The sequence below is a fragment of the Paenibacillus sambharensis genome, assembly GCF_003233845.1.
Taxonomy (GTDB): Bacteria; Bacillota; Bacilli; order Paenibacillales; family Paenibacillaceae; genus Paenibacillus_I; species Paenibacillus_I sambharensis.
Genome location: NZ_QKRB01000021.1, coordinates 1 through 365, shown reverse-complemented (window position 1 = coordinate 365; position 365 = coordinate 1). Strand labels below are relative to the sequence as shown.

Below are 365 nucleotides of genomic sequence, written 5' to 3'. Positions count from 1 at the left end.
GGAGCCAGCCGTCGAAGGTGGGGTAGATGATTGGGGTGAAGTCGTAACAAGGTAGCCGTATCGGAAGGTGCGGCTGGATCACCTCCTTTCTAAGGATATACCCAGTCACGATGATGACTGGATAAATACAAGGCAGTACATTGCTCGCTCGTTGTCAGTTTTGAAAGAACAATGCTACATTGTTTCTTTCAGTAAAGGGTTTTATGTGCTGAATAGGCACAAGCTGCTTTAGCAGCGATTCGTTTGGTGATGATGGCGGAGGGGATCCACGCGTTCCCATCTCGAACACGACCGTTAAGCCCTCCAGCGCCGATGGTACTTGGACCGCAGGGTCCTGGGAGAGTAGGACGTTGCCAAGCGGGTAA

Annotated in this window: 2 rRNA genes; both read left to right on the top strand. The window is 51.5% G+C overall.

Annotated features, from left to right (window positions below):
• Positions 1-89, top strand: a 16S ribosomal RNA gene (locus DNH61_RS02280); the annotation flags it as partial.
• Positions 90-242: 153 nt separating this feature from the next.
• Positions 243-359, top strand: a 5S ribosomal RNA gene (gene rrf / locus DNH61_RS02275).
• Positions 360-365: the final 6 nt, after the last annotated feature.